Source organism: Micromonospora sp. BL1, assembly GCF_003667485.1.
GTDB classification, from domain to species: Bacteria; Actinomycetota; Actinomycetes; order Mycobacteriales; family Micromonosporaceae; genus Micromonospora; species Micromonospora tulbaghiae.
The window spans coordinates 1-23,042 of sequence record NZ_RCVK01000272.1 but is presented as its reverse complement, the minus strand read 5'-3'; the positions used below and the strand labels follow the sequence as shown (position 1 = coordinate 23,042).

At 75.2% G+C, this 23,042-nt stretch carries 20 protein-coding genes and 1 pseudogene; 9 read left to right on the top strand and 12 right to left on the bottom strand.

The window, feature by feature from the left end:
- Window positions 1-71: 71 nt before the first annotated feature.
- Window positions 72-1,010, top strand: a complete 939-nt coding sequence (locus EAD96_RS19555; RefSeq protein WP_121685338.1) for a 3-oxoacyl-[acyl-carrier-protein] synthase III C-terminal domain-containing protein — start codon at window positions 72-74, stop codon at window positions 1,008-1,010.
- A gap of 20 nt (window positions 1,011-1,030) precedes the next feature.
- A complete protein-coding gene (locus tag EAD96_RS19550) occupies window positions 1,031-2,152 on the top strand; it encodes a 2-hydroxy-acid oxidase (RefSeq protein ID WP_233586060.1) in 1,122 nt (373 codons plus the stop codon).
- On the opposite strand, the pseudogene EAD96_RS19545 reads toward EAD96_RS19550, so the two are convergent.
- From EAD96_RS19545 to EAD96_RS19520, 6 genes and pseudogenes are all read right to left on the bottom strand, one after another.
- Window positions 2,081-2,965, bottom strand: a pseudogene (locus tag EAD96_RS19545) (aminotransferase class I/II-fold pyridoxal phosphate-dependent enzyme); the annotation flags it as partial. The gene EAD96_RS19550 and the pseudogene EAD96_RS19545 sit on opposite strands and share 72 nt — an antisense overlap.
- A gap of 47 nt (window positions 2,966-3,012) precedes the next feature.
- On the bottom strand, window positions 3,013-4,287 hold the full coding sequence (locus EAD96_RS19540) for an NAD(P)/FAD-dependent oxidoreductase (RefSeq protein ID WP_121685336.1): 1,275 nt from the start codon (window positions 4,285-4,287) through the stop codon (window positions 3,013-3,015).
- Window positions 4,284-5,984 (bottom strand): prenyltransferase/squalene oxidase repeat-containing protein, encoded by a 1,701-nt coding sequence (locus EAD96_RS19535; RefSeq protein WP_121685335.1) that lies wholly within the window; start codon window positions 5,982-5,984, stop codon window positions 4,284-4,286. Before EAD96_RS19535 ends, EAD96_RS19540 begins: the two co-directional genes overlap by 4 nt.
- Window positions 5,981-7,018: a UbiA family prenyltransferase gene (locus EAD96_RS19530; RefSeq protein ID WP_121685334.1), complete on the bottom strand. Its 1,038-nt coding sequence runs from the start codon at window positions 7,016-7,018 to the stop codon at window positions 5,981-5,983. Before EAD96_RS19530 ends, EAD96_RS19535 begins: the two co-directional genes overlap by 4 nt.
- Window positions 7,015-8,034 (bottom strand): polyprenyl synthetase family protein, encoded by a 1,020-nt coding sequence (locus EAD96_RS19525; protein ID WP_121685333.1) that lies wholly within the window; start codon window positions 8,032-8,034, stop codon window positions 7,015-7,017. Before EAD96_RS19525 ends, EAD96_RS19530 begins: the two co-directional genes overlap by 4 nt.
- 252 nt (window positions 8,035-8,286) lie before the next feature.
- A complete protein-coding gene (locus EAD96_RS19520; RefSeq protein ID WP_121685332.1) occupies window positions 8,287-9,312 on the bottom strand; it encodes a methyltransferase in 1,026 nt (341 codons plus the stop codon).
- Between the two features lie 161 nt (window positions 9,313-9,473).
- On the opposite strand from EAD96_RS19520, the gene EAD96_RS19515 reads away from it, so the two are divergent.
- Window positions 9,474-10,337: a TauD/TfdA family dioxygenase gene (locus EAD96_RS19515; RefSeq protein WP_121685331.1), complete on the top strand. Its 864-nt coding sequence runs from the start codon at window positions 9,474-9,476 to the stop codon at window positions 10,335-10,337.
- Between the two features lie 7 nt (window positions 10,338-10,344).
- On the opposite strand, the gene EAD96_RS19510 is transcribed toward EAD96_RS19515, so the two are convergent.
- The gene (locus EAD96_RS19510) at window positions 10,345-11,556 is read right to left on the bottom strand and encodes a cytochrome P450 (RefSeq protein WP_121685330.1); all 1,212 of its coding nucleotides are present in this window, start codon (window positions 11,554-11,556) and stop codon (window positions 10,345-10,347) included.
- 157 nt (window positions 11,557-11,713) lie between these two features.
- Between EAD96_RS19510 and EAD96_RS19505 the strand changes: the two genes are divergently transcribed.
- Complete coding sequence (locus tag EAD96_RS19505) at window positions 11,714-12,877, top strand: nucleotide disphospho-sugar-binding domain-containing protein (protein ID WP_121685329.1); 1,164 nt, start codon at window positions 11,714-11,716, stop codon at window positions 12,875-12,877.
- Window positions 12,878-12,887: 10 nt separating this feature from the next.
- Window positions 12,888-14,090, top strand: coding sequence for a cytochrome P450 (locus EAD96_RS19500; RefSeq protein ID WP_121685328.1), 1,203 nt, complete (start codon window positions 12,888-12,890; stop codon window positions 14,088-14,090).
- Window positions 14,091-14,094: 4 nt separating this feature from the next.
- On the opposite strand, the gene EAD96_RS19495 is transcribed toward EAD96_RS19500, so the two are convergent.
- Complete coding sequence (locus tag EAD96_RS19495; RefSeq protein WP_121685327.1) at window positions 14,095-15,504, bottom strand: condensation domain-containing protein; 1,410 nt, start codon at window positions 15,502-15,504, stop codon at window positions 14,095-14,097.
- Window positions 15,505-15,569: 65 nt separating this feature from the next.
- Between EAD96_RS19495 and EAD96_RS19490 the strand changes: the two genes are divergently transcribed.
- From EAD96_RS19490 to EAD96_RS19480, 3 genes are all read left to right on the top strand, one after another.
- Window positions 15,570-16,250, top strand: coding sequence for a 4'-phosphopantetheinyl transferase superfamily protein (locus EAD96_RS19490; RefSeq protein ID WP_121685326.1), 681 nt, complete (start codon window positions 15,570-15,572; stop codon window positions 16,248-16,250).
- 74 nt (window positions 16,251-16,324) lie between these two features.
- Window positions 16,325-16,606: a phosphopantetheine-binding protein gene (locus tag EAD96_RS19485; RefSeq protein ID WP_121685325.1), complete on the top strand. Its 282-nt coding sequence runs from the start codon at window positions 16,325-16,327 to the stop codon at window positions 16,604-16,606.
- Window positions 16,607-16,617: 11 nt separating this feature from the next.
- Window positions 16,618-17,931 carry a glycosyltransferase family 2 protein gene (locus EAD96_RS19480; RefSeq protein WP_121685324.1) on the top strand — a complete coding sequence of 438 codons (1,314 nt, stop codon included), beginning with the start codon at window positions 16,618-16,620 and terminating at the stop codon, window positions 17,929-17,931.
- Here EAD96_RS19480 and EAD96_RS19475 read toward each other — a convergent pair.
- The 4 genes from EAD96_RS19475 to EAD96_RS19460 form a co-directional block, all read right to left on the bottom strand.
- On the bottom strand, window positions 17,918-19,186 hold the full coding sequence (locus tag EAD96_RS19475; RefSeq protein WP_121685323.1) for a beta-ketoacyl synthase: 1,269 nt from the start codon (window positions 19,184-19,186) through the stop codon (window positions 17,918-17,920). The two genes, EAD96_RS19480 and EAD96_RS19475, sit on opposite strands and share 14 nt — an antisense overlap.
- Window positions 19,187-19,251: 65 nt before the next feature.
- A complete protein-coding gene (locus tag EAD96_RS19470; protein WP_121685322.1) occupies window positions 19,252-19,512 on the bottom strand; it encodes an acyl carrier protein in 261 nt (86 codons plus the stop codon).
- A 96-nt stretch (window positions 19,513-19,608) separates the two neighbouring features.
- Entirely contained in the window at window positions 19,609-20,862 is a 1,254-nt protein-coding gene (locus EAD96_RS19465; protein WP_121685321.1) for a cytochrome P450, read from the bottom strand.
- Window positions 20,853-21,815, bottom strand: coding sequence for a PaaX family transcriptional regulator C-terminal domain-containing protein (locus EAD96_RS19460; protein WP_121685320.1), 963 nt, complete (start codon window positions 21,813-21,815; stop codon window positions 20,853-20,855). The genes EAD96_RS19465 and EAD96_RS19460 overlap by 10 nt, the downstream gene beginning before the upstream one ends.
- A gap of 237 nt (window positions 21,816-22,052) precedes the next feature.
- On the opposite strand from EAD96_RS19460, the gene EAD96_RS19455 reads away from it, so the two are divergent.
- The coding region (locus EAD96_RS19455) for a PHB depolymerase family esterase (RefSeq protein WP_199733235.1) at window positions 22,053-23,042 on the top strand (990 nt) is incomplete at its 3' end.

Genomic DNA, 23,042 nt, shown 5'->3' with positions numbered 1-23,042 from the left:
GTCGATATGATCGCACGCGCGTTGACATCCACCTGTGTCACTGATCTGATCCGTGGCGTGACGGTACGCGTATGACGGCGATCGACGCCGTCTCGGTGTTCCTGCCGCAGCGCCGGGTGCCGGTCGAGAGCCTGGCCGCGCCGCTGGGCCTGAGCGACATGCAGGTCCGCCTGTTCCGCCGCTTCCACGGCCTGACCGAGGTCCGCCGCGACCCCGGGCTGTCCCTGACCGACCTGCTGCTGCGCGCCGCGGCCGGCCTCACCACGCTGTCCGCGCTGCGGCGGCGGGTGCGGTTCGTGGTGTACGGGCGGGCGTTCCCGGTGGTCACCCCCTATCCGGTCAACCCGCTGCACGAGGTGTGCCGCACGCTCGGGCTGGGCCACGCGCTCGCGTTCACGCTCACCCAGCAGTCCTGCGCGAGCGCGCTGGCCGCGATCGACGTGGCCGGGCGGCTGCTCGCGTCCGAACCGGACACACCGGACGGTCCACCGCTCGCGCTGGTGCTCACCGGGGAGAAGGCGTTCACCCGCGACGCCCAGTTCATCCCGGAGACGTCGGTGTTCAGCGAGGGCTCCTCGGCCTGCCTGCTCAGCGCCGGTGGGGGCCGGGACCGGCTGCTCGCGTACGCCTGCCACCAGCGGGGCGAGTTCGACGTGGCAGGCGGCGAGTCCCCGGCACGGTTCCAGCGGGCGTACCGGCCGGCGCTGGCCGAGGTGATCGGCCGGGCGCTGGACCGGGCCGGCACCGGGCTGTCCGAGCTGCGGCTGGTGCTGCCGCACAACGTCAACCTGATGACCTGGAAGCGGCTGTGCCGGCTGATCGGGCTGCCGCTGGACCGGGTGCTGCTGGACAACGTGACCGAGACCGGCCACGTGTTCTGCGCCGACGCGTTCGTCAACTACCGCACCGCCCGGGAGCGCGGCCTGCTCCGGCCGGGTGACCGGTACCTGGTCGCGGCGGTGGGCGCCGGGGACGGCGCGACGTTCGCCGCCATGGTGTTCGAGCACTGACCGGCGGACGGGAGGCCACCATGGACGACGGGCTGCGCCTGCTGCGGGCCGCGCGGCACACCGTCACCGGCCCGGCCGCGCTGCTCGGCGATCCCGCGCTGCGCGGCCGTGCCGCCGAGTACGTGGCGGACCTGACCCGGCCGTACGGGCTGCGGGTGCCCGACGGTCTGTTCGACGCGCCGCCGGGGGCGCTCGGGCAGTCGTACGGGGAGATGGCCGCCGAGCTGATCCCGGCGGTCGTGCCGCCGGACGAGCCGGTGGACGTGCTGGTGCTGGCGTTCGCCGTGCACGACGTGCTGCCCGGGCGGGCCACGGCGGCGTACCTCAGTCACGTGTGCCCGGGCACGCCGATGTCGTTCGCGCTCTGCGACCAGGGATCGGCCGCGGCGTTCACCGGGCTGCGGATCGCCCGCGAGTACGGGTGCCGCCGCGCCCTGCTGGTCACTGTCGAACAGGCGGTCCTGCCGTACGACGCTGGGGTGCCCGTACCGGCCCGCCACCGGGCCGTGGCCATGCTCTGGGGCGCGCTCGCCGGCGACGGCGCGCACCGCGGCGACGGCCACGCGACCGGCGGCACCGCGCGGCACGGCGACAACGGCGCGACCGGCGGCGACGGTGGGGCCGGCGGTCCCGAGCGGATCGGGCTCGGCGGCGGGGCGCGGGTGACCGCGCTGCGCCAGCACACGGACGTCCGGGCGGACGACGTGGCCGCGCTCGCGGCGGGCGAGGTGCGCGAGCTGACGGCCGGACGTACCGATGTCGCGGTCGTGCTCGGCGCGGACCTGGCCGCCGCGTGGCCCGGCCACCGCGGTGACACTGTCACGACCGGTCCGGCGAGGCAGCCATCCACGGGCCTCTGGTGGGCGCTGCTGGACCGTCTGGCCGGGGACGCGATGCGACCCCGGCGGGTGGTGGCGGCCGACTACGAGCCCGGCCTGGGCTACCTGAGCGTGGTCGCGCTGGAGCCGGTCGGACGGTCAGAGCCCGTCGGCGAGCGCGGCGCGCACGAACGCGCACAGCCGCTCGTTGGCCTCCGGGGAGCCGACGGTGATCCGGACCCCGGCGCCGGGCAACGCCATCACCAGGATGCCCGCCTCCCGGGCGCGCTCGGCGAACGGCACGGCCCGCTCCCCCAGCGGTAGCCACACGAAGTTGGCCTCGCTGGGCGCCACGGTGAGCCCGAGGCCGCGCAGCGCGCCGATCAGGCCGGTACGTGCCGCCACCAGTTCCGTGCACCGCCGGGTCAGTTCCGCTTCCACTTCCGGTGTCAGGCTCGCCACCGCCGCGGCCTGGGCGAGCGCGCCCGGGAAGAACACCGCCCCGGTGAGCGCGGCGGCCCGGGTGAGGCGGGGCGGCACCACGGCGTACCCGACGCGCAGCGCGGCCAGCCCGTACGCCTTGGAGAACGTGCGCAGCACGCAGACGTTGTCGTACGCCCGGTACAGGTCCATCCCGTCCGGCGAGCGCGGGTCGGTGACGAACTCGCGGTACGCCTCGTCCACGATCACCGGGACGTCGGCCGGGACGCGGTCCAGGAACGCCTCGACGTCGTCGCGGCGCAGCGCCGCCCCGGTCGGGTTGTTGGGGTTGCACAGCAGCACGCACCGGGTCCGCTCGGTGACCGCGTCCGCCATCGCGGGCAGGTCGTGGTCGTACCCGTCCATCGGGACCGGCACGGCGCGGGCGCCGGCGTTGCCGATGATCAGCGGGTAGCCCTCGAAGGACAGGGCCGGGTGGACGACGTCCGGGCGCGGCCCGAGGGACTGCACGAGGTGCTGGCACAGGCCGGCCGAGCCGGGGCCGACGAGGATCGCCTCGGGGCCCACGCCGAGCCGCGCCGACAGCGCCGCCACGAGCGCCGACGACGTGCGGTCCGGGTAGCGCTGGAGCGTCGCGGCGGCGTCCTCGACCACCCGCCGCACCCCCGGTAACGGCGGGTAGGGCGTCTCGTTCATGGACAGGTCGGCCGGCGGTTGCGTCCCGACGGCGGTGGCAGGCGTCATCATCGCTCACTTTCCGACGGGACCGGTGGGGACGTGGTGTGCGCGTGCCGGTCGGCCAGCAGCCCGAGCTGGTACAGCCGGTCGAGGGCGGAGAGCGGCCGGACGTCGGTGCCGGAGAGGTTCCCGGCGGTGAGCCCGAGCAGCCGGGGGTTGGCGGCGGTGCGGCGCATCATCCGCGCGCCGAGCAGCTTCGGCAGCCCGGACACGGCGGTGATCATGCGGGAGGCGTTGTGGCTGACGGTGGCGACGTGGTCCAGCCGGGGCCGCCGCGCCGCCTCGAAGGCCCGCAGCGCCCGGTCCACGGCGGCCGGTTCCGGCGCGCCGCCCTCGGCGGCCAGGCAGGCGGCGAGCGTCTCGGCGTCGCCGAGGGAGCTGTTGACGCCCTGCGCCGCCATCGGGTGCACCGCGTGGGCGGCCTCGCCGGCGAGCGCGAGACCCGGTACGGCCAGTCGTGCGCTGCGCAGCCGGTAGACCGCGAGCAACTGGCGCCGGTGCAGGCTCGCCCGCACGGCCGGGCCCAGCGGGCGGATCGCCGGCACGTCGGCGAGCAGCCGCTCGCACCACGCGTCCAGGTCGGCCCGGCCTCGGAACTCGTCCGGTGTGACCTGCACGTAGAGGCGGCACCGCCCGTCCGGCAGCGGGTAGACCAGGCAGAGTCCCCGGCCGGTGCGGTAGGCGGACACCTCGTCGGCCACCGCGGCGCCGCCCACGTCGAACGCGACCAGGCCGTGCGGGTACTCCCGGCGCTCCACGCCGATCCCGGCCGCCCGGCGCAGCGGCGAGGACATGCCGTCGGCCGCGACCACGAGCGGCGCCGCGACGTCCCGCTCGGTGCCGTCCGCGACGACCCGGACGCCGTCGATCCGCCCGCCGCTGTCGCGCCGGACGCCGGTCACCCGCACGCCCCACCGGACCTCCACGGTGGCGGGCAGCCCGTCGGCGAGGACCGCGCGCAGGTCGCCGTAGTCGGCGCAGAGGATCTGCCGGTACGCCCCGGGCAGGCCGGCGTAGTCCAGGCAGAGCAACGGCTCGCCGTACGCGTCGCGGATGGCCAGCCGCCCGACCGGCCGCGCGCCGGTGGCCCGCAGGGCGTCCAGCGCGCCCCAGGAGTCGAGGATGCGGACCGTCTCGGGCTGGAGGATCTCGCCCTTGGCGATCGACGCGGGAGCGCGCTGCCGGTCGAGCACGAGCACCCGCAGGCCGAGCGCGCCGAGCGCGTGCGCGCAGGCCAGCCCGCCGGCGCCGGCGCCGGCCACCACCACGTCGGCGGTCATCGGGCCACCGCGCCCGGTGCGGCGCCGGATCGCGCGGCGGCGGCGCTGCGGTACTCGCCGAGCGCCCGCAGCGCGAGCGCCTGGGTGATCACCGCGTTCGGGTACCGCATGTGGTGGCGGATGTAGTTGCAGACCCGGGCGGCGGGCCAGGCGCCGTCCGGTCCGGCGGCGGCCACCAGCCGGGCCACGCCCCGGTCGACCGCGTCGGCGGCGTCGGGATCGCCGGTGGCGAGCAGGCCCTGCACCGCCCATGACGTCTCCTCGACGGTGCCGTCCGTGCCGTCGCCCGGGCCCCACGAGCCGTCGGGGAGCTGGGTGTCGCGCAGCCACCGGGCCGCGCGGCGCACCACGTCGTGCCGGGCGTGCCCGACCCGGGACAGCGCGGCGACCACCACAGCGGTGCCGGAGGTGTGGTCGCGGTACCAGAGGTTCTCGAACGTGCCGTCGGGCGCGGCGCGGGTCAGCAGCCAGGCCGCCGCCCGGGCGATCGCCGGATGGTCGTCCGGGTGCCCGGCGTCGTGCAGCGCGAGGATCGCCTGGCTGGTGATGGCCGGGCAGGGGCCGTCGTTGGCGAGCCGGGTGTCGCGGACCCACAGGCTCCACGAACCGCGGCTGTCCTGGCGGCCGGCGAGCCACGCCAGTCCCTGGCGCAGCACCGGATCGGCTCCGGCGCCGGGGAGGCCGGCGAGCGCGGAGAGGATCTCGGCCGACTCCAGCGTGACCGGCCAGCCCCGGGCGTTCGAGTAGCTCCACCCACCCGGCGGCACGTCCAGCACCTCGAACGCCTCCGTCTTACGGGCGGCGTGGAGGAAGTCCCGGGTGGCGTGCAGCCGGGGATCGTCGGCGTAGCCGGCCGCGATCAGCCCGGTCGCCGCGTACCCGGACCGGGTGAGGTCCAGGTTGGTGACCGCGTCCCAGGAGCCGTCGGGGCGTACCGCCCGGCGCAGCCAGCCGACGACGGCGCGGGCGATGTCCGGCGCCTCGCCGCTGTGGGCCAGGCCGAGCAGGACGAGCGCGGCCGGCCACGGATCCTCGCTCAGCGCGCCGGTGCGGCCCTCGTGGTCGTGGATCGACCGCAGCAGCCGCACCGCCGCCGGACGGGCCCGGCGAAGCGTGGCCCGGCGCAGCCGGCCGGCGGGCAGCATGTCGGCCTGCATGAGCGCGAGCCCGACGAACGGCGCGGTCCGGAACGACAGGCGCTGCCGGCGTACCCGGTCGAACAGGACGATCTCCAGCGGCAGCCGGCGCAGCGGGCCGGCCTCGGCGGTCATCCCGGCCATCGTGAGCAGTTGCCGGCACAGCAGCGAGATGGCCGGATCGGTGATCGTGTCGACGCCGCCGAGCGCGGCCAGCCGGGCCCGGCCCGCCGCGATCGCGTCGGCGCTGTCGGCGGGCGCGGTCAGGGCCAGCGCCGCGACCGCCACGGCGGTGGGTACGACCTCCGTGTCGGCGCCCACGACGCCGCCCCAGCCGCCGTCGTCGTGCTGCGCCCGGCGCAGCCACGCGGTTCCGGCGCCGACCAGGTCGGCACAGCCGGACGGGTCGGCGGCGTGCAGCGCGGCGACCGCGCCCGCGGTGCCGAGCACCGAGGCGGGCGGGTCGTCACCGAAGGCGCCGTCGGGTCGGCGGCGGCGGAACAGCGCCTCGGCGCCGTCGGTGAGAGCCTTCCCGACGGCCTCGGCGGTCACAGCGGTCATGGCGCGTCCTCCAGCGGCAGTCGACTGCGGGTGGCGAGGGTCAGGCCCGCGACCGGCGGGCCGAGTTCGTGCCGGACGCGCATGCCGCGCTGCGCCAGCCAGGTCAGCAGCACCATCGGCAGCGCGAGCGCGAGCTGCACGGCGACGCCGAGGCCGAGCCCGACGGCCGCCGAGGCCAGCACGACCCGCTCGACGACCAGGACCGAGTGGGCGCGCAGCGCCACCAGGACGGGCATCCCGTCGCGGCGCGCCACCAGCGGGGCCAGCGCGGCGACGCCGGTGACCAGGACGACGAGCACCGTGGCCAGGTACGCCACCCGCGTGCCCGCCTCGGCCAGCAGCCCGGCGGTCACGGCGGCGCCGATCGTGACGGCGTAGAGCGCCACCACGGTCCGCACGGCCACCGGCACGCCCCGTCCCACCGGCAGCGTCCGGTAGCCGCCGGCGCGGTCACCGTCGATGTCGCGCAGCGCGCCGACCAGGTTGGACATCGCGTCGTGCGACCAGAACGCGACGACGAGCGCGAGCAGCACCGGCACCGCCCAGGCCCGGTCCGGCGCGAGGCCGGCGGCGAGCGCGCCGTAGCCGAGCGCGACCGCGCCGAGAGCGCCGCGAACCAGGTTGCCGGCGATCCCCCGGGCCTTGAACCACCTGCTGTACGCGACGATGCCGCACCCGGCCAGCAGCGCCGCCACCGTGGTGCCCCAGCCGCCGAGCACGGCCAGGACGCCGAGCGCGGCGAAGCAGGCGCTGCCGCACCACAGTGCCGTGCCCGCGCGCAGCCGGCTGGACGGGATCGGCCGGTGCGGCTTGCTGCCGGCGTCCAGCTCCCGGTCGAAGTAGTCACCGAGGTAGTGGCCGCCGAGCCAGCCGGCGGTGGGCGCGGCCCAGGCCGACAGCAGCAGCCACGGGTCGCGCCGTCCACCGGCGACCGCGGCGCCGGCCAGGCCGACCAGGCCGACGTACCAGAGGGTGTAGGGCCGCCAGGTCTCCACGTGGGCCCGTAGTGCTCGCACGGCGCCGGCCGTGCTCACGCCATCTCGCTCGTCATCCAGGCCGCGATGCCGGTGAGCACGTCCGCGCTCGCGGACGGGGTGAGCACTGCCAGCTCGGCCCGGGCCCGCTCGGCGTGCTCCAGCATCCGCCGCCGGGCGCCGTCGACCGCGCCGGTGTCGCGGAGCAGGGCGGTGACCCACTCGACGTCGCCGGGGCCGGCGCCGCGCCGGTGCAGCACCGCCAGCAGCTCCACCCGGGCCGCGTCGCCGACCGCGTCGTACGCCAGCAGCAGCGGCAGGGTGGGGCGACCGTTGTTGAGGTCGCTCGTCGCCGGTTTGCCGGTCCGTTCCGGGGTGGACAGGTAGGACAGCAGGTCGTCGCGGATCTGGAACGCGGTGCCGACGTGCTCGCCGTAGCGGGCCAGCGCGGCCGACACCAGCGGGTCGGCGCCGCCGAGCAGCGCGCCGATGTGGCACACGGCGCGGAACAGCGAGCCGGTCTTGAGCCGGATCATCTCCGGGTACCAGCGGGCGCCCGCGTCCAGGTCGCCGACGAGCCGTTCCTCCAGCGCCTGGCCCCGGCACAGGTCCTGGCCCGCCTCGGCGAGCGCGGTGACGGCGGCGACGACCGACGCCGGGGGCACGGCCCGGCCGCCCTCCACGACGGCCCGGAAGGCGTGGAAGATGAGGTGGTCGCCGGCCACTATGGCGCCGGGGATGCCGTACGCGACCGGGACCGCGGGCCGGCCGCGGCGCAGCGTGTCGGCGTCGATGATGTCGTCGTGCACGAGCGTCGCGACGTGCAGGTACTCGGTGCCGAGCGCGGCGGCGAGGACGTCCCGGGGCGACCCGCCCACCGCCTCGGCGGCGTGCAGCGTCATCATCGGGCGGAGCATCTTGCCCGCCGGCAGCAGCGCGTAGCGCACGATCGCGTCGAGCTGGTCGGGCGTCTCCGGCCAGCGCCGGCCGAGTTCGGCACGCAGCAGCCGCCCCGATTCGCTGCGGGCCAGGTCGTCGATGAAGGGCGGATATCGCGTGGAGCCAGCAACCGTCATGACGCGTCGACCCTTTCGCCAGGGATCGGCTAGTCGCCACGCGAGACGTTACCGCTCGCCCCTCCCGCGAACAACCATTGATAAATGCGCATGCACATGGGTGGCCGCAAATGTCGTGACAGCATTCTTCAGCACAATGACCGATGCCCAGAGAAAACCGCCGTTTGGCCCACGGCCGCCATGTCGATGCATATACGTCAATGTTCGGGCGGACGGGACGGCACCGGACAGGTGCGGCCCCGCCGGGCCCGCTCAGGCGCCGGCGGCGAACTCCATGAGCATCAGCCCGTCGGTGCCGTGGTAGGTGCGCCGGGGCGCCAGTCCCGCGGCGGCGGCCAGCACGGCGAACTCGGGCAGCCCGCGCTCGCGCCCACCGACGAGCACCAGCATGCGCAGGTCGTACGGTGACAGGTGCGGCACGTGCGGCACCGTCGGCAGCACCTCGATGACGAGCACCCGGCCCGTACTCCCGGCCGCCTCGGCGCAGCGCCGCAGGATCGCGGTGGCGTGGGCGTCGCTCCAGTCGGTGAGCGCGCGGGAGACCACGTACACGTCGGCGCCGGGCGGCAGCGGGGCGAAGAAGTCCCCGACCACGGCCCCGGCCCGGTCGGCGAGGCCGCACGCGGCGAAGGTCGCGGCGGCGGTGGCCACCGGCTCGTCGCGGTCGACGAGCGTGCCCCGCAGGTGCGGATGGGCGCCCAGCACCTCCCGCAGCAGCCCGCCCGCGCCCCCGGCCACGTCGACCACGTGCCCGACCTCGTGCCAGGGGTAGAGCGCCGCGACCTCCGGCGCGGTGAACCGCTGCTGGCTGAGCATCAGCGCGTCGAAGTAGGCGCGGTGGCCCGGGTGGGCGTCGAGGTCGGCCCAGAAGTCGCGCCCGTGCACCTCCCGGTAGCCGGGTCCGCCGGTGCGGATCGCGTGCGGCAGGCCCGTCCACGCCAGGTCCATCCGCGCGCCGAGGCCGGCGAGGTCCAGGTAGGCGCCGTGGCCGCCGCCGTCGCGGTCGCAGAGCAGCTCGCCGACGTCGGTCAGGCCGAACACGTCCGGCGACACCTCGACGAACACGCCCCGGTGCACGAGGTAGCGCAGCAGCCGGCCCAGCGCGGAGACGTCCGCGCCGCAGGCGTCGGCCAGCTCGCCCAGACCGGTGACGCCCGCGGCGATCCGGTCCGGCACGCGCAGCGTCACCGCCGTGCGTACCGCGAACGGGGTGGCCAGGTCGGTGAGCCGGTCGAGCCGCTCCCCCGCGTCACCCTCGATCGGGGCATCGATCGACACCGGCGCCTCCTCCCGCGTCGCGGGCCGGCACCGCCGCCCCCGCCGGTGCGAATGCTTCCAGGCGTACGGCGGGTGAGTCAACGACGACGGCTGGTTAGGACATTCATGGACGTGGAACAATGCGCGGACCAGCCGTGGCGCGCAGACCGGAGGGATCATCGATGACCACATCCATCGCGGCCGAGGTCCGGCTCGTCTCCGGCGCGCTGGGCGCCGAGGTCCACGGCATCGACCTGAACACGCTCACCGACGAGGGCTTCGCGCTGATCCACGACCTGCTGCTGAAGCACCAGGTGGTGTTCCTGGCCGGCCAGACCGGGCTGACGCCGCAGGCGCACGTCGCGTTCGGCCGCCGCTTCGGCGAGGTGGAGCTGCACCCGTATCTGCCCCGGCTGGACGGGCACCCGGAGATCGTCGTGATCGACTCCGCCGACGGCGGCAAGGTCGACGTCTGGCACACCGACATGACGTTCCACCAGAGCCCGCCGATCGCCTCGATCCTGCACCTGATCCATCTGCCCGAGGTCGGCGGCGACACCATGTGGACCAACCAGTGCCGGGTCTACGAGGCGCTCTCCGCGCCGATGCGGGACCTGCTCGACGGGCTGACCGCCGTCCACGTCATCCGGATCGGCACCGAGTTCACCAGCCGCGCCGAACATCCGGTGGTCCGGGTGCACCCGGAGACCGGGCGCCGCTCGCTGTACGTCAACCGGCTGTTCACCTCGCACATCCCGCAACTGACGCGCAACGAGAGCGACGCGCTGCTGGAGCACCTGTTCACCTTCTCCGAGAGCCCCCAGTTCACCTGCCGGTACCGCTGGCGGACCGGGGACGTCGCGGTGTGGGACAACCGGGTCACCCAGCACTACGCCGTCAACGACTACGACGGCCTGCGGCGCGGGCAGCGGATCACCGTGCTCGGCGACCACCCGGCCGGGAACCCGCCCCGGTGGGAGCACTACGTGCCCGCACCCGGCGAGCGCTACTGGCCGGGCCGGGTCAACGCGGTGGAGAGCTACTGACCGCCGGTCACCAGGTGACCGGGAAGGAGGCGATGCCGCCGTTCATCCGGTCGTGCCGCCACGGGATCTCCGCAAGCGGCACCGCAGGTGCCAGCGCCGGCATCCGGGTCAGCAGCGCGCCGAGCGACAGCTCCACCTGCATCCGGCCCAGCGCCGTGCCGAGGCAGAAGTGCGGCCCGAAGCCGAACGTCAGGTGCGGTACGCCGGGCCGGCGGTCGATGTCGAAGACGTTCGGCTCGGGGAAGAACCGGGGGTCGCGGTTGCCGGCCCACGGGATCGCCATCACGCAGTCGCCGGCCCGCATCGCGACCCCGCCGAGGACCAGGTCCTCGCGGACCACCTGCACCCGGAACATGGCGCTCACCGACGTGTAGCGCAGGATCTCGTCGGTGGCCGCGGGAAGCTTGCCCGGCGCGGCGCGCAGCTTCGCCAACTGCTCCGGGTGCTGGAACAGCGCGAGCAGGCCGGCGCTCGTGGAGTTGATCTCCAGCCCGCCGAGCAGCACGCCCATGGCCAGCTCGACCAGTTCGGCGTCGGCCAGCTCGTGCGCGTCTCCGCCGCGGACCCAGGCCGAGAGCAGGTCGTCACCGGGCTCGGCCCGCTTGCGCGCGAGCTGGCCGGCCAGGTAGTCCCGCAGTTCCGCCTGCGCGGTCGCGGCGGCGGCCGAGCCGTACGCGGTGACCGAGTTCAGCCCCTCGATCCAGCCGTAGAACCGGGGCCGGTCGGCGACCGGGACGCCGAGCACGTCGCACACCACCAGCACCGGCAGCGGTGCCACCAGCCCGGCCACCACGTCGGCCGGGCGCGGACCGGCGAGCATGGCGTCGACCAGCTCGTCCACCAGCCGCTGCACCCGGGGCCGGAACGTGCCGATGCGCCGGGCGGTGAACGCGCGGCCGGCCACCCGCCGCACCACGGCGTGCGCCGCACCGTCCATGTTCAGCTCCCGAGGACCGCCGCCGTCCGGTGTCGCTGTCGCGCCCGGCGGAAGCCGGGAGAACCGGGGATCGGCCAGGACGGTGCAGCAGTGCTCGTAGCCGAGCACGAGCCAGGCCGCCCGCCCGTCGGGCAACCGCACCCGGCTGACCGGCTCGGCCACGACCATCTCCAGCAGCTCGGCGGGAAGGTCGCCGGTGAACGGTTCGAACGGATAGGAACGCAGCCCGGAATTGACTGTCACGGCGCCACCGGCCGGCTGATCGCGGTCCACGTCCGACATCGGCTAAGAGTCCAGCATCGGTTAGTCCGGCGTCAATATCCGTGGCATCGGTCCGCGACCTTCCGCGTACCGGTGCCGATCCCCTAGCATCGGTTCTCCAGGGCTGCCGTTTCGCCGCGCGGATTGGTGGGATTTGACTGCGCCGCTGCGAATTCTGATGTCGACGTGGGGCTGGCGGTCGCATTTCTACAGCCTGGTACCGCTCGGCTGGGCGTTGCAGGCCGCCGGCCACGAGGTGCGGGTGGCCAGTCACCCGTCGATGGCCGCCACGATCAGCGCGGCCGGGCTCGCCGCCGTACCGCTGGGCGCGGACGTCGACTTCGCCGAGGCGTTCGCGGGCCGGATCGGCGCGGTGGCCCCGCTCGCCGGTTCCGCGCCGGCCGGCGCCGTCGAGCCGGCGATCACCGCCGACGGCGGGGTGGTCCGGTTCGCCGACGCCGTCCTCGACGACCTGGTCGGCTTCGGCCGGTCCTGGCGGCCGGACCTGGTTCTCTGGGAACCGTTCAACCTGGCCGCGCCGGTGGCCGCCGCCGCGCTGGGCGTGCCGGGCGTGCTGAACCTGTGGGGGCCGGACTCCTCGACCACGCTGCGCCTGGACCCGGACGAGGTGGTCGGACCGCTGGCCGCCCGGTTCGGGCTCTCCGCCGCCGACGTGCCGCTGGACGGCGTGCTGACGCTCGATCCGGTGCCGCCGCCCATGCAGGTGCCGATGCGGCGCCCCGGCCGCCCGGTGCGGTTCGTACCGTACAACGGCGCGGCCGTGGTGCCGGACTGGCTGCGCCGCCCGGCGGACCGGCCCCGGGTGTGCGTCACGGCGGGCACCATGATGGCCGGCGCCGGGCTGCACGACCGGCTCGACCTGGGCGGCGTGGTCCGGGCGGTGGCCGGGCTCGACGTGGAGGTCGTCGTGGTGGTCGAACCGCGCCAGCACGAGGGGCTGGGGCCGCTCCCGACCGGGGTCCGCCTGGCCGACGGGCCCCTGGCGGTACGGCTGGTGCTGCCGACCTGCGCCGCGCTGGTGCAGCAGGGCGGGGCCGGCACCACCATGACCGCGCTCACGTACGGCGTGCCACAGCTCGTCCTGCCGCAGGTCAGCGACCAGCACTTCAACGCCGGGCGGCTGGCGGTAACCGGCGCCGGCGCCTGGCTGGCGGACGAGCGCGCCACCGCCACCGCGGTACGGGATCTCGTCGGCGAGCTGGTCGGCGACGGCCCCCGGCGGCGGGCCGCGGCGCTGATGCGTGACCGGGTCCACGCCATGCCCTCCCCCGCCGAACTCGTGCCGACGCTCGCCGCCCTGGCCCGGGGCGGCCCGATCTGAGGAGTCGCAGATGACGCAGGAGCCACCGGCCATCACCTACCCGCTCGCGCCGGCTCCGACGATCTACCACCCGTCGCCGGACTACACCCGGATGCGCGAGACGTGCCCGGTGGCCCGGGTCGAGCTGCCCGACGGGGCGTGCGCCTACCTGGCCACCCGGCACGCCGACGTGCGCCGGGTCTTCACCGACCAGCGGTTCAGCCGGGCCGCCGCGGCCGGCCCGAACCGCCCGACCCGGGAACTGGGCTCGCTCGCCGAGGATTCGCTGATCGGGATGGACCCGCCGCGGCACACCACGATGCGCCGGGCCGTCTCGCACGCGTTCACCGTCCGCCGGGTGGAGGAGCTGCGCCCGCGGGTGGCGGCGCTCGTCAACCGGATGATCGACGACCTGGAGGCGGCCGGTCCGCCGGCCGACCTGATCACGCACGTCTCCGGCCCCCTGCCGATCTCCGTGATCAGCACGCTGTTCGGCATCCCCGACCGGGACCGGGAGCGGGTACGCCAGTGGTCGGACGCGCTCGTCGGCGACTGGGACGCCGACCCGGAGGCGCCCCGGGCCGCGCTGGAGGCGTTCCGTGAGCTGATCGACCAGCGGCGCCGCGAGCCCGGCGACGACCTGATGAGCGCGCTCATCGCGGTCTGGGACGAACACGACGACCTGACCGAACGGGAGCTGGTCTCGGTCACCGCCGGGATCTTCGTGGGCGGGCACGAGACCACCACCAACCAGCTCAACCTGTTCCTGCTCGTGCTGGCCCGCCATCCCGAGCAGCTCGCCGGGCTGCGCGGCGACGATCCGGTGGCGGTCGCCCGGGCGGTCGAGGAACTGTCCCGCTTCATCCAGCTCGGCGACAACGGGGTGCTGCTGCCCCGGGTCACGACCGAGGAGGTGGAGCTGGGCGGCGTACGTCTGCCGGCCGGCGCCGCGGTGCTGCCGGCGATCGCGTCGGCGAACCGGGACGCCACCGTGTTCCCGGGCGCGGACACGCTCGACCTGGCCCGTGTGCACAACCCGCATCTGGCGTTCGGTGCCGGCCCGCACCACTGCCTGGGCGCGGCGCTGGCCCGGATGGAGTTGCAGGAGGCGCTGGGCGCACTGCTGCGGCGGCTGCCCGGGCTGCGGCTCGCGGTCGACGAGTCGGAGCTGCGGTTCCGGCCGGGGCTGGTGGTGCGCAGCCTGGAGTCGCTGCCGGTGACCTGGGACCGGTGACCGGTCAGCCGCCCGCCGACCCGGGGGTGACCCGGGTCGGCGCGGCGGGGTCGAGAGCCGCCTCCACCGCCACCTCCTCCACGCCGCGCAGCAGCCGTTCCGCCTGCTCCTCGGTGAAGCAGCCGAAGTCGAAGATCACCTGGAGGAGGACCGTCTCCGGCTGGTCCTCGACGGTGATGAACATCTGCTCGGGCAGGTGGTCCAGCGGGCCGTCCCAGACCAGGAACGTCTCGTCCGCCCGGCGGCGGATCCGCTCGGCGGTGACCGGGTCGTCGTGCAGCCCTCCGTCGGCCGCCTGCCGGGTGGTCACCCGCCGGTCGTTGATCCGGCAGGTGATCCGGGCCGGGTACCCGCGTTCCGCGTCCAGCCGGTCCGCCACCTCGGCGAGCTGGGCCGGGTCGTAGTAGGCGTACTTCCCGGCGGAGACCGCGGCCCGGCGGGCGCGCGCCACCACCTCGTCCACAGTGGTGTCGGCGGTGTCGACGCGCAGCACGCCGTTCTGGCTGAGCGGGGCGACGGCCTCAGCGAAGCCCGGCCGGAACCGGTTGCCGACGATGAGCTTGGCGGTGAGCGGGCTGACGCCGGTGGCCCGGCCGATCGCGACCGCGATGACCGCGAGCAGCACGCGGGAGGTGTCGGTGCGGGTCCGCGCCGCGACGGCCCGCACCGCCAGGTACGCCGCGGGCGAGCTGAACCGGCCGTGCCAGTACCGGTGACCCCGGCGCCCACCGGCGGCCGGCTCACCGAACGTCAGCGGCGGGACGTCGCGCAGGTGTCCGGCCCAGTGACGCACGGCCCGGTCGCTGACCCGGCGCAGCGGCGGCGTCGCCTCCCGCCGGCCGAGGTCGAGGATCTGCACGGTACGCGGGTCGGCGACCCGGCGGACCGGCCGGCCGGCCAGGCCGAGGTCGGCCAGGATCAGGGACGTGGCGGTGCCGTCCACCACGAGGTGGTCGATCGTCAGCACCCGGTGCACCAGGGCGCCCCGGTGCCGGATCACCGCCATCTTCACCGACCAGTCCCGGTAGAGGTCGTAGTGGCTCAGCAGGCGGGCGTGGCCCAGGTCGTAGGCGAACGCGGCCACGTCGGCCGGGTCGGCGTCGTCGGGTACGTCCACCACGTCCAGGACCGTCTCGCCGCTTCCCGACACGACCTGGCACGGGCCGCTCCCGTCGCCGTCGCCCAGCCGCATCCGCAACGCCGGGTGGCGGGCCATCAGCGCGGCGAACTCGGCCGCGACCTGCTCGACCGTGACACCCGCCGGCACCGGGTGGGCACCGCTGACGTTGTGCGTCCAGCCGGTCTCCCGCATGTCCTGCATGATGGCCTTCTGCCCCCAGGTCAGGGGCGCGGTGCCGGCGCCCGGCCCGGCGAACGGCACGGGAACCTGGGCCTGGACCGTCTGCGCGAACACCCGTTCATCAGAGCAACGCGTATCGGCGTGTGTCAACGTGAGCGCGCACGGTTACGCTGCCGTCCATGCGGGACGCCGTCCGGGTCTGGATCCTTGCGGCAGCGGTGCCGGCGGACGATCTGGCCCGGTACCGGGCGGTGCTCGACGCGGACGAGCGGGACCGGGCCGCGCGGTTCGGCACCGGGTTGCTGCGGGACCGGTTCACGGTGGCGCACGGCGCGCTGCGCGTCCTGGCCGGAGGGGCCACCGGCACGCCACCGGCGGCGCTGACCTGGCGCCGGGGCCGGTACGGCAAACCGGCGCTGACCGCACCGTGGAGCGGGCTGCACACGAGCCTGTCGTACTCCGGCGGTCTCGTGGCGGTCGCGCTCAGCGAGGGCCGTCCGGTCGGGGTGGACATCCAGCACGTCGCGCCGGGCGGGGATCCGGTGTCGGCGGCCGCGCGCTTCTTCCACCCCCGGGAGGCGCGGCACGTCGCGGCCGGACCGGACCCGGCCGGCCGGGCGCTGCGGTTCACCCGGCTGTGGACGCGCAAGGAGGCGGCCGTCAAGGCGGCGGGGGGCCGGCTGTGGCCCAACCTCGGGATGCCGGTGCACCGGGGCGACGTGGTCGAGTGCGTCGACCCGGCCGGCCCGCACCGGCTCGCCGACCTGCCCACGCCCGCCGGGTACGCGGTGGCGGTCGCGCTCGCCGGCGACCGGCCGTACGCCGTCGAGTGCCGCACCGGCCTCGGTCACGATCGGTGACGATCGCCGTACCCGTTGACACCCGCCGATGTCCCCTGCTCTGATGGCTCCATGCCGACGCGCATGATCGACTCGTGGGACCACCGGTGCTAGCACACGACGCCCCGCCCCGTGACCAGGTCGTGGCCCGCCTGACCCTGCTGCTGACCCGGATGCTCCGGCCGGACGCCCCGGTCACCGAGCAGACCCAGCTGATGGACGAGCTCGGCCTCAGTTCCTCCCTCGGCCTGGAGCTGCTGCTGGCGCTGGAGGACGAGCTGGAGATCCAGATCGACGTCGAGGAGCTGGACGAGGACCGGATGGCCACGCTCGGCGACCTGGCCGACTACATCACCGCCAACTCCACCCCGCGCTGACCGGGCCGACCATGGACCGGCCCGGCCTGAGCGTGGTGGTGCCCGCGCACGAGAACGCGTCAGCGCTCGACGCGACGCTGCGCTCGCTGACCCGGCAGACGCTGCCGTCCGGGGACTTCGAGGTGGTCGTCGGCGACGACGGCTCGGCCGTGGCGCTGGGCCCGGTGGTGGACGCGTACCGGGACCGGCTGCGGATCGACTACGTCCGCAGCGAGCGGAACCGGGGCCGCAGCGCCAACCGCAACGCGGCGGCGGCGCGGGCCCGCGCGGACACGCTGATGTTCCTGGACGCCGACACGGTGGCGCATCCCGGGCTGCTGCAACGGCACCGCGACTTCCACGCCGGACGGGCCGGCCGGCCCGGGGTGCTGCTCGGCCAGCGGTACGACCTGGACTGGGCCGGCGCGGACGCGCTGCGCCGGGGTGAGCCGGTCGCCCCGTCGATGCTCGACGCCGAGCGCGGCGACCCGCGGCTGGAGGACATCGCCCTTCCGCAGCGGATGGACGACTTCCCGAGCGCGCCCTGGGTGCTGGGCCTGACCCACAACGCCTCGGTGGACCACGAGTCGTTCCGGCGGGTCGGCGGCTTCGACGAGGCGATGGTCAAGTGGGGCTTCGAGGACCTCGACTTCTTCTACCGGGTGTTCCACCTGCACGGCGCCCCGCCGGGGCTGTTCCGGCTGGACGTCGACGCGCTCTCCTACCACCTGCCGCACTTCCGCAAGACGTCCAACGGGCTCGCCTCGATGGACAACATGAAGTACCTGCTGCGCAAGCACCTGCGCTACGACGTCGAGGTGCTGTACGGGCTCAACACGTTCGGCCGGCACCTGGGCCGGATCCGGCTCTACGGCCAGGCCATCGAGGCGTACCGGGCCGGTGGGCTGGGCCGGCCGGACGTCCTGCCCGCGTCGCTGCGCGACGAGCTGACGGGGAGCGCGGCCCTGGTCGTCGGCAACGGCGTGTCCGCGCTGGCCCTGGGCGCCGGGTCGCACACGTTCGACCACGACGCGCCGGTCGGCGAGACGAACTCGCACCTGCTCGGCACCGTGCTCCAGCAGTTCAAGGCCGGCGCGCTGGACGTGATCGTCAACGTCGACATGTGGCGGTGCCTGCTGCCCGAGGACCTGCCCGCGTTCCTCACCCGTGGGCTGCTCAAGGCCGACCGGATCGAGCTGGTCGCCACCCGTACCGGCCCGGACCAGCGCGCCCTGCTGCCGGTGCCGCTGGTCGCCGACCTCGACTACGTGGCCGACATGCTGCGCCCGCACTTCACCGTCGCCGTCGCCGCGTACGACACCGCCACGGTGATCACGCTCCGCTGAGGTCCCCGGCCGCCGGTCGGGACGGGCGCGCCAGGACCAGGCTGACGTTGTGGCCGCCGAAGCCGAAGGAGTTGGACAGCACCGCGTCCACCGCCGCCACCCGCGCCTTCTCGCGGATGTGGTCGACCTCGCCCGCCCGCTCCGGGTCGTCCAGGTTGTGCGTGGGCGGCAGCAGGCCGCGACGCAGCGCCTCGACCGCGATCGCGGCCTCGATCACGCCGGAGACGCCGAGCATGTGCCCGGTGACGCCCTTTGTCGAACTCAGCGGCGGCGGGCCGGCCCGGTAGACCTCGGTGAGCGCGGCCAGCTCGGCGGCGTCCCCGGCCCGGGTGCTGGTGCCGTGCGCGTTGACGTACCCGATGTCGGCGGGCACCAGCCCGGCGTCGCGGACGGCCATCCGCATGCACGCGGCCGCGCCGGCGCCGTCGGGGCGCGGCGTGGTCGGGTGGTGGGCGTCGTTCGTGGCGCCCCAGCCGAGCACGTCGGCGTGGCGGTGGGCGCCGCGCGCGGCGGCGTGCGCGGCGCGTTCCAGCACGAACACCCCGGCGCCCTCGCCGAGGACGAGCCCGTTGCGGCGCCTGTCGAAGGGGCGGCTCGCGGCGGCCGGGTCGGCCCAGCCGCGGGCGAGCGCCCGGGCGTTGCCGAACGCGTACGCGAAGGTCGGGAACAGCGGCGCCTCGGCGCATCCGGCGAGCACCACGTCCGCCTCCCCGGCGCGCAGGATGCGCAGCGCCTCGCCGATCGACTGCGCCCCGGCCGCGCACGCCGTGCCGATGGACGAGGTGTAGCCGTGGATGCCGAACTTGATCGCGACGCGGGCCGCGCCCATGTTCGGCAGCGTCCCGGGCAGCATGTACGGGCTGACCCCGAACCGGCCCCGCGCGGCGCGGCCGAGCACCTGTTCCTCCAGCATGGACAGACCGCCGACGCCGGAGACGACGGCCGCGACCCGGTACGGGTCGACGTCGTGGCCGATCCGCAGTCCGGCGTCGGCGAGCGCGTCCTCGGCGGCGCGCAGCACCATCACGATCGACCGGTCCACGACGCGGGACTCCGGGCCGGGCAGCACGCTCGCCGGGTCGATCGCCGGGGCGAACGCGGCGGCGTCGACCACGCCGTGCAGCGGATGGCCGGTGGGCGGGCGGGAGAGCCCGGACCGGCCGTCGCAGACCGCGTCGAACACCTCGGCGGCGGTGGAGCCGACCGGGCTGACCAGCCCGATCCCGGTGACGGTGACCGGTTCGCGCACGCTCACCGGCCCCGGTGTGCCGGCCGGGCCGCCGGGACGCGGCGCGGCCGGGTGCGGTGCGCCGGCATCGGTCAGTGCGCCGAGGCCGGTGCGATGCGCGCCGCCACGGTCCGGCTGAACTCGCCGACCGTCATCATGGCGAGTTCCTCCGCCTCGTCGTCGTCGAAGGCGACCCCGAACCGGTCCTCCACGCGCACCGCCAGCTCGGCCAGGCCGAGGGAGTCCACGTCGAGCCCGGCCGGGCCGAAGACGGTGTCGTCGTCGACGTCGGAGACGTCGTACTTCATCTCGGTGAGTGCGGCGAGGAGGAACGCGCGGATCTCGTCGGTCATGTCCGGTGTTTCCCTTCCACGGCGTCCTGGCGGCGCGCTCGACCTGCTCGACGGAACGTGTGAGGCGCGGAGCGGACACTCCGCGTAGCATCGACCTTACTCGATCGGGTTGGTTTGGCAAGGTGCCCGGTCGGCCAGCCGTACCGGCAGCCGGTCGTACCCGCGCAGCATCAGCGCGCGGCGCGGCCCGGGCTCGGCGGCCAGCGCCGGGAAGCGGTCCAGCAGGCGGGGCAGCACCAGTCGTCCCTCGGCGCGGGCCAGCGTCGCCCCGAAGCAGTAGTGCGGCCCGGCGCTGAACGCCAGGTGCCGGTTGTCGGTGCGGGACGGGTCGAACCGGTCCGGGTCGGGGAAGCGGCGCGGATCCCGGTTCGCGGCGCCGGTCAGCACCACCACCGTCCGGCCGGCCGCCACCGGCAGGCCGGCGACCTCGGTGTCCGCGGCGGCGTAGCGGACCGCGAAGTGCACCGGCGGCTCGTACCGCAGGATCTCCTCGACGTACGACGCGGCCAGCGACGGATCGGCGCGCAACGCGTCCCGAGCGGCCGGCCGCTCGGTGAGCAGCACCAGCCCGTTGCCGAGCAGGTTCGCGGTGGTCCGGAACCCGGCGTTGTACATGATGATCAGGTTGGCCAGCAGTTCGTCGGCGGTCATCCGGCCGGGTTCGGCGTCCAGGCCGCGCAGCAGCGCCGAGACGAAGTCGTCGCGCGGCCGCTCCCGGCGCGCGGCGACCAGATCGGTGAAGTACGCGGTCAGCTCCGCCGCCGCGACGTTGGCGGCCCGGACCTCGCGCATGGACCGGCGGCCGATCTCCAGCACCGCGTCGAACGCGCGGACCCGGGACGGGAACCACTCCCGGTCCGCCTCCGGCACGCCGAGCAGCTCGCCGATGACGTCACTGGGCAGCCGCAGCGCGAAGCGGGCCATGAAGTCGACCGGGCGGCCGTCCGCGCCGTCCGCGGCGAGTCCGTCGAGCAGGCCGTCGGCGATGCGCCCGATGGCCGGTTCCAGCGCGGCGACCCGGCGCGGGGTGAGCGCCTGGGAGAACAGGTGCCGGACCCGCAGGTGGTCCCCCTCGGCGGCGTTGAGCATCGACGACTGGAGGATCCGGATGACCTGGTGCTCGCGCCAGCGCACCCCGGCCCGGTCCAGGTAGTCGGCGCCGAGCACCCGGAAGACGGGGTCGCGCAGCACCCGGTTGACCGCGTCGTACCCGTGCACGACGAGCGCGTGCGGGTCGGCCGGCCGCAGCGCGACCGCCTCCCCCGCCTCGTGCAGCCGGGCGTAGAACGGGTACGGGTCGCGCCGCACCTCGTCACCGAGCAGCTCGTCGAGGGAGATCGTCACGCGCACGGCCGCTCCTCGCGTACGCCGGCGAGCATGTCGGCGGTGGTGTGCGCCCGGATGCCGGGCGGCACCGGGTCGGCGAACCGCGCGACGACCGCCCGGACGTGGGCCTCGGCGGCGTCGGCAAGACCGTCGTAGACGGCCGCGAACAGGTCCCGGGCCGCCCGGCGCGGCCATCCGGCGGGCAGCAGTTCCAGCGGCAGCCGCGGGTCGAGCGTGGGAAACCGCCGGTACGTGTCCATCACCTCGGTCCGGGCCCGCACGGCGGCGGCGCCGTCGACGGACCCGAGCCGCGACACCAGCGGCGTCCACCGGCGCAGGAACGCCTCGTAGTGCCCGCTGATCGCGTCGATGTCCCAGGCGTCCACGGGAGCGCGCTGGCCGATCGCGTCCAGCGCGTCCTGCCGCCCCCGGAACACCGTGACCGCGCCGAGGGCGAGCTGGGCGAGCCGGGCCCGCGCCGGCCCGGCGAGCTCGTACGGCGAGATCCACAGCCCGTCGTAGAGCGGCGCGAAGCCGAGCCAGCGCAACTGGCCGCGCAGCGCCCGGCGCTGGGTGCCGTGGTCCTGCGGCAGCGAGAAGGCGACGATGGTCCAGCACCCGTCCCACGCCTGCGTCTCGGCCGTGGAGGCGGTGATCCAGTTCCCGCCGGCGGACAGGTCGGCGGCGGCGGCGCGACTGAGCCGGTAGAAGCTGTTGCGGCCCTGGCGGGCGCCTTCCAGCACACCGCGGCGGGCCAGCCGGCTGATCGCCGTACGCGCACCGGCGCTGGTCACGCCGGCCTCGCCGAGCAGCGCGACGATCGCCGCGGACGGCAGCGCGGCGCGGGTACGCAGCGTGTAGTCGGTCAGGAGGGTCACCGCGACGCTCTGCGGCGAGGTGCCGGCCTGCCGCCGGGGCAGCCGCGGCGCCGGCCCCTCGTCCGGGTAGATCTCCTCGATGTCGAACGGGCTTGCCACACGCGCTCCGGACTCGGCTCAGGGACGGTGCACCGACTGTAGACGAACGCCGCCGCAGCTCATCGGAGCACATCGATTGACACTTCGGCGTCCGGCCGGAACACTATGTGCCATACGACGGAGCCGGGCCGGGCGATCCACGTCAGTGGGTGAGGCGCGACACCGCGGCGGCCCGGGTCGCCGGCGCGGCGCGCACCCGCCCGTCCCCGCCCGCACAGGGCGATCGAAGGAGTCTCCGTGAGAATCAGAGCCAAGATGGTGGTGGCCCTGGCCGCGTCGCTGGTGGCGGCCGGCCTGGTGATCCCCGCCGTCCAACCCGCGTACGCGGCGTCGCTGACCGAGGTGACCAGCTTCGGCGACAACCCCGGCCGGATGCGCATGCACGTCTACGTGCCGGACGCCCGCCCGGCCCGGCCGGCCACAGTGGTGGCCATGCACGGCTGCGGCGGTTCCGGCCCCGGCTTCTACTCCGGCAGCGAGTTCGCCGGGCTGGCCGACCGGTACGGGTTCATCGTGATCTACCCCAGCGCGACCCAGCAGGCCGGCTTCGGCAACTGCTTCGACACCTGGTCCGACGCGGCCAAGCGGCGCGGCGGCGGCAGCGACCCGGTGTCGCTCATCTCGATGGTCCGCTACGTCCAGCAGCAGTACGGCGCCGACCCGGACCGGGTCTACGCCACCGGCAGCTCGTCCGGCGGCATGATGACCAACCACATGCTGGCGCTCTACCCGGACGTCTTCAAGGCTGGCGCGGCGTTCATGGGCGTGCCGTTCAACTGCTTCGCCGGCGCCGCCGACTATCCCCCCGGCTCCAGCCAGTGCACCGGCGGGAACATGAACCGCACCCCGCAGCAGTGGGGTGACGCGGTCCGCCAGGCGTACCCCGGCTACACCGGGCCCCGCCCCCGGGTGCAGTTGTGGCACGGCACCAACGACACGCTGGTGCCGTACTCGCTGCTCCAGGAGACGATCGAGCAGTGGACGAACGTGTTCGGCCTCAGCCAGAACCCGACGTCCACCGACACGCCGCAGTCCGGCTGGAACCGGCGGCGCTACGCCGACGCCAACGGCACCGTCCAGGTCGAGGCGTACAGCATCCAGGGCGCCGGGCACAGCCTGCCGTCGGCGGGCATGGCCGCGGCCGCGTTGGCGTTCTTCGGCCTGACCGGCACGCCCGGTCCGACCACACCCCCGCCCGGTCCGACCACGCCGCCGCCCGGTCCGACC